Raw genomic sequence first — 6,853 nt, forward strand, 5'->3', positions numbered from 1 at the left:
ATGCGCAGTTCGGCGAGGTCGTTGCTCTTGGCTTCCTCGCGGGCCAGCAGCAGGGCCTGGAGGTTGGACTGGGTGCCGCCGGAGGTGAACACGCCCAGCTGCTGCCGCGCAGCCTGCCCCGGCTGCCGGGCGCGGTGGCCGTCGCCCGCTACCTGCCCAGCACGGCCGGGCTGGAACTCGGCGGCGACTGGTACGACGTCATCCCGCTGCCCGATCACCACGTCGCCCTCGTCATCGGCGACGTCCAGGGCCACAGCGCCGGCGCGGCCACCCTCATGGGCCAGATGCGCACGGCCCTGCGCGCCTACGCCGTCGAGGGGCACCCGCCGGACGTGGTGGTCGCCCACGCCAACCGGCTGCTGACCGACATGGAGAGCGACCTCTTCGCCACCTGCTGCTACGTAGACGTCGACCTGGAGGAGGGCGCCGCCTGGTGCGTGCGGGCCGGGCACCTGCCGCCGGTGCTGCGCTACCCCGACGGCCGGACCGAGATCGCGGAGGCCGAGGGCGGCCCGCCCCTCGGGGTGGTCACCCGGGCCGACTTCCCCATGAGCCCGCTGCGGCTCCCGCCCGGCACCCTGATCGCCCTGGCCACGGACGGGCTCGTGGAGACGCCCGACTCCGACATCGACGAAGGCATGAACCACCTCGCCGAGCGGCTGGCGGACGCCGCACCCGCCGACCTGGGGCTGGTCGCCGACGCCCTCCTGGGCGACGCCCCGCGCAGCGACGACGTCGCCCTGCTCCTGTTGCGCTACGACGGCATGGACCTGCGCCCGCTCCGGGAGAGCTGGACGGTCTGGCGGGTGCCGCAGGCCGTCGGGCACGCCCGCCGCTTCGCCCGGCGCACCCTGCGTTCCTGGGGCGTCAGCGTGGACCACGACGCCGCGCTCCTCGTCGTCTCCGAACTCGTCACCAACGCCCTGGTCCACACCGACGGCAAGGTCCGGATGGACCTCACCCTCGTCAACAACCGCCTGCGCATCGCCATCGCCGACGCCTCCCCCCGCTCACCGGTCAGACCGACCAGCATCGGCTGGGAGGCCACCGGCGGCCGGGGCATCCTCCTCGTCGAGGCCCTCGCCGCGACCTGGGGCACCCTGCCGGTCAGCGGCGGCAAGCAGGTGTGGGCGGAGCTGCTGCTGGGGCGCTGAGCTCCCCCGGCCCGGGCGGGCGCGCCTGCTCAGCCCAGCCGCTTCAGCAGTTCCTCCGCCAGCGGGGCCGACGACGCGGGGTTCTGGCCCGTGACCAGATTGCGGTCGGTGACCACGTGCGGGGCCCACGGCTCCCCGGCCCGCACGGTCACCCCGGCCTCGGTCAGGCGGTCCTGGAGCAGCCACGCGGCACGGTCGGCGAGACCGCCCTGGATCTCCTCGGCGTTGGTGAACGCCGCGACCTCGTAGCCGGCGAAGACGTTGCGGCCGTCGGCCCCGACAGCGGCCAGCAGCGCGGCCGGCCCGTGGCAGACGACACCGAGCGGCCTGCCCGACTCCAGGGCCCGGGCGAGCAGCCGGCCGGAGTCGGCGTTCACGGCGAGGTCCTCCATCGGGCCGTGGCCACCGGGGTAGAAGACGGCCGCGTAGTCCTCCAGCCGGACGTCCTCGAGCCGCACGGGATGCCGCAGCTCGGTGAAGGACTCCAATGCCTTCGCGATCCGGTCGGCGTTCTCCTGCCCCCCGTTCACCTCGGGAGCCAGGGACGCCCGGTCGACGGGGGGCTCGACACCGCCGGGCGTGGCCACGACGACCTCGTGACCGGCGGCCCGGAACGTCTCGTACGGGGCGACGGCCTCCTCGGCCCAGAAGCCGGTGGGGTGCCCGGTGCCGTCGGCCAGGGTCCAGGTGTCGGCGCCGGTGACGACGAAGAGGATCTTCGACATGGTGGGTGCATCTCCAAGAGACGGGCCGCGGTCGAGCAGTGCGGCGTTGACTCGGACGATGACGACCGTAGGCGCCCGGGCCCCAGGTTTTCCAATGGGCGGCCCAATGGCAGCCATAGGTTTTCCCATGGCGGAGCGCGCTAGGGTCGATCGCGTGAGGCCCATCGATCCGCTCGGCACGACCGGCACCCCCGCGCAGCCCGACCTCAACCTGCTGCGCACCTTCCTGGCCGTCTACCGGTCCGGCTCCTTCACGGCCGCCGCGCAATTGCTGGGCCTGTCCCAGCCGACCGTCACCACGCAGATCCGCTCGCTGGAGCGGCAGACCCGCCGGGAGCTGTTCGAACGGCTGCCGCGCGGCGTCGCCCCCACCGCCGTGGCCCACGAACTCGCGACTCGTGTGGCGGCCCCCCTCGACGCCCTCGCGGCAGCCACCGGTCACGGCCCCCGGGAGGAGTCGCACGCCGAGCCGGTCCACCTGGCCGGGCCCGCCGAGCTGCTCTCCACCCGGGCCCTGCCCGCCCTCGCCCCGCTGGTCACCGAGGGCGTACGGCTGCGCGTCACGACGGGACTGACCGAGCCCCTGCTCGACGAACTGCGCGCCGGCCGCCACGACCTGGTGATCGCCACCACCCGGCCCCGCGGCCGCACCCTGTCCGCGGTGCCGCTGACCGACGAGGAGTTCGTCCTGGTCGCCGCCCCCGCCTGGGCGGACCGTGCCGCGGAGCGCCCCGCCGGCGACGGGCCCGCCGCGTTGCACGACATCCCGCTGATCACGTACGCCGAGGACCTGCCCATCGTGCGCCGCTACTGGCGGCACGTCTTCGGCCGCCGGCTGAACTGCCGCGCCGCCGTCTCGGTACCGGATCTGCGGGCCGTCCTGGCCCTGGTCACGGCAGGTGCCGGGTTCAGCGTGCTGCCCCGCTACCTGTGCGCCGGGGAACTCGCCTCCGGCGCCCTGGTCCTCCTCGACGCCCCCGAGGACGCGCCGATCAACACCGGCTACCTGGTCCAGCGGCCGGGCACCTCGGACAACCCGCACGTCACCCTCGTCCGCGTACGCCGCCTACCGTGCGATCGTCGAAAACGTCACCGACAGTGAGCATGCAAAGAGCATTGCGACTGATCTGACCGTGAGCCGGGAACCTTTCCGCGACTCCACCTCTCGCGGAGAGACCGATCCCAATGTTGCAGAGCTGGTCGAAGCGGAACGAAACGAGGACACGACAAACACGGTGACACAGATCGACCGGGGAGACGATCTTGCGGACTTTGCAGAACCGTTTTTCGCCGACGCAATGATGGCTGAACGTCACGACGACTTCGACCCTCAAGAAACCGCGACAGAGGCACTGAACCGTCAAGACACCGAAGAGGCCCAAGCCGCCGACGGCGACACCGCAATGGACGACCTCATGGCGTTCATCGCCACCTCGAATCTCAAGAAGGACGTGAAGGACACCGCAGTCCGCAAGCTCACGAACCCGAACCTCACATGGGAGACCATCGCGATGGAATCGAAACCGCCCGTCGCAATCTCGACAGCGTGGCGCCGGTACGAGAAGTTCGATATCGCAGCCCGGGAAGCAGGATTCACGAGCCCGCCACTGCCCGACCTCCGGTCCTCAGAGAACACCACCGACCGCGAACTCGCAGCAGCGCACTGACACCGGCGAGGCCCAGCGCCTCAGCAGCCCCACCCTCAAAAACAACAGAGGTCCTGGCAGTGCAGCAACACCACCAGGACCAAGCCACAGAAAGCACCTGTGACCATGAGCAATACTATTCGGCCCCACATCGGCCGCCCCACCGGCAGCACCGCACGCACCACACAAGCCCGAGCAGTGCGAACACGAGAAGCGATCGTCTCAGTAGCCGCACAACACTTCGACACCGACGGATACGGCGCCAGTAGCATCAATGCCATCCTCGCTACCGGAGCATTCACCAAGGGCGCCATCTACTTCCACTTCCCGTCCAAGGAAGCCATCGCAGGGAGCCTCATCGCTGATTGGAACCGAACCGTCAACGAATCCATCAGCGAAGCAACAGCCACCGGCCCGAGCACCACAGCGGGGGAGAAGCTGACAGCGATCTTCACGTCCCTCGCACATCAAATCGCCGAGAACACCAACCTGCGCGCCGGGATGAAACTCACCCTCGAACCCACCATCGACAACGGCGCAGCCTTCGCTTACTGGGTCGATGCCATCAGCGACATCATCGAAACAGCCCTCACCGAAGGTGAACTCACTGACACCCCCACCACACACCGACTCGCATGGAACCTCTGCGCCGGCACCATTGTCGACGGCCATCGTAAGCTCCCCACTGGCGGCCATTTATGGCGCATTTTGTGGCCATGGTTTCTCCCCGCGTACGGCCAGATAGTTCCCCACCTGCTGTGAGTCAGATTCGGTCCCGGCAACGCTGGGTGGATGAAATCGAGCAGGGAGATCATGGAAATTTTGGAGGCGTACGACCTCACGGGTAGTTATCGGGCGGCGGCGGAGCTGGCTGGGTGTGATCACCACACGGTGGCCCGGTATGTGCAGATGCGCGCTGCGGGGCAGCCGCCGGACCGCCGGCGGCATCGAGCGCGGGCGATCGACGACTTTCTGCCGAAGATCGAGGAGTTGGTGGTCCGCTCGCAGGGCAAGGTCCGCGCGGATGTCATCCACGAACGGATCGTCGCGCTGGGGTTCACCGGCGGTGAGCGGACCACGCGCCGGACGGTCGCGGAGGCGAAGGCCCAGTTTCGGGCTGGTCGGCGGCGAGTGTATCGGCCGTGGGTAACCGAACCTGGGCTGTGGTTACAGTACGACTTCGGTGACGGGCCAACGATTTCCGGCCGGAAGACGACGTTGTTCTGCGCATGGTTGGCGTGGTCGCGATTTCGGGTGGTGATCCCGATCTGGGACAAGACATTGCCGACGGTGGCGGCGTGTTTGGATGCGACATTCCGCCGCTTGGGCGGGGTTCCGGTCTATGTCCTCACCGACAACGAGAAGACCGCGACGATCGATCACGTGGCCGGGATCGCGGTCCGCAATCCGGAGATCGTGGAGGTGGCACGGCATTACGGCACGACGCTGCGGACGTGTTTACCTGCTGATCCGGAGTCGAAGGGAGGAAGTGAGGCGACGGTGCGGATCGCCAAAGCCGACCTGTTGCCGAAGGAGGTGAACCTGCGCGAGCAGTATCACTCTTTCGGTGAGCTCGAGTCGGCTTGCCGGCAGTTCTGCACCGACGTCAACACCCGCGTCCACAGCTCTACTCGGCGGCGGCCGGTCGAGCGGCTGGCCGAAGAGTTGCAGCGGCTGCATCCGCTGCCGAAATCTCCGTTCACCGCGGTGTTCGGCACTACCCGGCGGGTGAACTGGGAGTCGACGATCTCGGTGGAAGGGGTGCGGTATTCGGTGCCGCACACGTTGATCGACACTCGGGTCTGGGCCCGCTTCCATGGTGAGGAGCTGATCGTGACCGCCGTCGACAATGATGGCGGTGCAGTCGAAGTCGCGCGGCACCGCCGCGGCCAACCCGGTTCACCGGTCCTCGACAACGACCACTACCCACCCCGCCCAGACCGCGACGCCGCCGACCGGGTGCCCAAGCCTCGTACCGCCGCCGAGCTCGCCTTCCTACAGTTGGGCCAGGGTGCCAACAGCTGGCTGGTCGAGGCTGCCGCCGCGGGAGCGCGCCGCATCAGGGCGAAGATGGCCGAGGCCGTGGACCTTTCGAAGCTGCACTCCCCGGACGCAGTCGACAGAGCGTTGGGGACGGCGGCGATGACCGGCCGGTTCGCCGATCGGGACCTGATCTCGATCCTCGACTACCAAGTCACCCACGAACACGCTGATCCGGTCCGTCGCAGCGAGAACCACACTCTGCAACCGGGCACCGCCGCCTGGTCCACCTTCGGCCAGACACCAGCGCCGGCCAGCCCAGCCACTACTGACGATGAAAGCGATGACGCCTGATGAGCACCCCTTTGCGCACTGTTACCAGCGCTAACGGCGACCCGTTGGCCGAGGCGATCGACCTGACTAAACGCCTGAAACTGCCCCATATCCGCAGGTCCTTGAGCGATATCATCCCGACCGCGAAAGCCCAACGCTGGGACCCCGCCGAAGTCGTGCGGGTTCTCCTCGCTGAGGAAGCCGCCGGCCGGGACCGGGCGAACCTGCACACTCGCCGCAAACGCGCGGGTTTCCCTACCGGCAAGACCTTCGGCGACTGGGACGAAACGAAATCGTCGATTCCCCGCGCCACCCAGGACGCGCTCCGCACCCTGGAGTGGGTCGGGCGGCGTGAATGTTTCTGCGTCTGTGGGCCTTCGGGAACTGGCAAGTCTCACTTCACCGAGGCACTCGGGCAGGCCGCAGTCGAAGCTGGGCTGGCGGTGTCTTGGTTCACCATCGAAGACCTCGGTGCCCTGGTCCGCCGGCACCGTGCCGACGACTCCATCGCCCGAGCCCTGACGAGGATCATCCGCTCCGACCTGATCATCGTCGACGACATCGGTCTGCTCCCGGTCTCTGAAGACGCCGCCGAAGGATTCTATCGCCTCGTCGACGCTGCCTACGAACGCCGAGCGATTGCCGTCTCGAGCAACCTGCACCCCTCCGGCTTCGACGAGATCATGCCCAAAACATTGGCCACCGCCACCGTTGACCGGCTCCTGCACCATGCGCACGTCGTCGTCACCGACGGCGACTCCTTCCGCCTCACCGAAGCCACCACCGGCAAGGGGGTGAAGCCCTTCAGCTAACCCAAATCAGAAAGCGGGTGGGGAAAAACAACTGGCCGCCACCGGGGAGAACCCGTGGCCACCAGCGGGGAGAACTACTGGCCGCCTACGGGGAGAACTTCGTGGCCATTGACATGCAACTCGCCAATTCGCTGCTGATAGGTAGATGTCAACGGTATTGGCATCACTCCACCTGTGCCACCACCTGGAAAGACCGCCGTCCA

Annotated in this window: 6 protein-coding genes and 1 pseudogene; 6 read left to right on the plus strand and 1 reads right to left on the minus strand. The window is 68.2% G+C overall.

The annotated features are described in order from the left end of the window. Positions 1-95: 95 nt before the first annotated feature. Positions 96-1,154, plus strand: a pseudogene (locus ABT116_RS37845) (ATP-binding SpoIIE family protein phosphatase); the annotation flags it as partial. 29 nt (positions 1,155-1,183) lie between these two features. Here ABT116_RS37845 and ABT116_RS37850 read toward each other — a convergent pair. Continuing rightward, complete coding sequence (locus ABT116_RS37850; RefSeq protein WP_351643898.1) at positions 1,184-1,879, minus strand: type 1 glutamine amidotransferase domain-containing protein; 696 nt, start codon at positions 1,877-1,879, stop codon at positions 1,184-1,186. Positions 1,880-2,033: 154 nt separating this feature from the next. Here ABT116_RS37850 and ABT116_RS37855 point away from each other — a divergent pair, with 154 nt between their 5' ends. From ABT116_RS37855 to istB, 5 genes are all read left to right on the plus strand, one after another. Next, positions 2,034-2,981, plus strand: coding sequence for a LysR family transcriptional regulator (locus ABT116_RS37855; protein WP_351643902.1), 948 nt, complete (start codon positions 2,034-2,036; stop codon positions 2,979-2,981). Positions 2,982-3,012: 31 nt separating this feature from the next. Then, on the plus strand, positions 3,013-3,546 hold the full coding sequence (locus tag ABT116_RS37860) for a hypothetical protein (protein WP_351643907.1): 534 nt from the start codon (positions 3,013-3,015) through the stop codon (positions 3,544-3,546). Between the two features lie 105 nt (positions 3,547-3,651). Continuing rightward, on the plus strand, positions 3,652-4,287 hold the full coding sequence (locus tag ABT116_RS37865) for a TetR family transcriptional regulator (RefSeq protein WP_311052751.1): 636 nt from the start codon (positions 3,652-3,654) through the stop codon (positions 4,285-4,287). Positions 4,288-4,317: 30 nt separating this feature from the next. Continuing rightward, the gene (gene istA / locus ABT116_RS37870; RefSeq protein WP_030538069.1) at positions 4,318-5,859 is read left to right on the plus strand and encodes an IS21-like element IS1415 family transposase; all 1,542 of its coding nucleotides are present in this window, start codon (positions 4,318-4,320) and stop codon (positions 5,857-5,859) included. Next, complete coding sequence (gene istB / locus ABT116_RS37875) at positions 5,859-6,650, plus strand: IS21-like element IS1415 family helper ATPase IstB (RefSeq protein ID WP_003944771.1); 792 nt, start codon at positions 5,859-5,861, stop codon at positions 6,648-6,650. Before istA ends, istB begins: the two co-directional genes overlap by 1 nt. Positions 6,651-6,853: the final 203 nt, after the last annotated feature.

This window comes from Streptomyces sp. NPDC002130 (assembly GCF_040296465.1).
GTDB lineage: Bacteria > Actinomycetota > Actinomycetes > Streptomycetales > Streptomycetaceae > Streptomyces.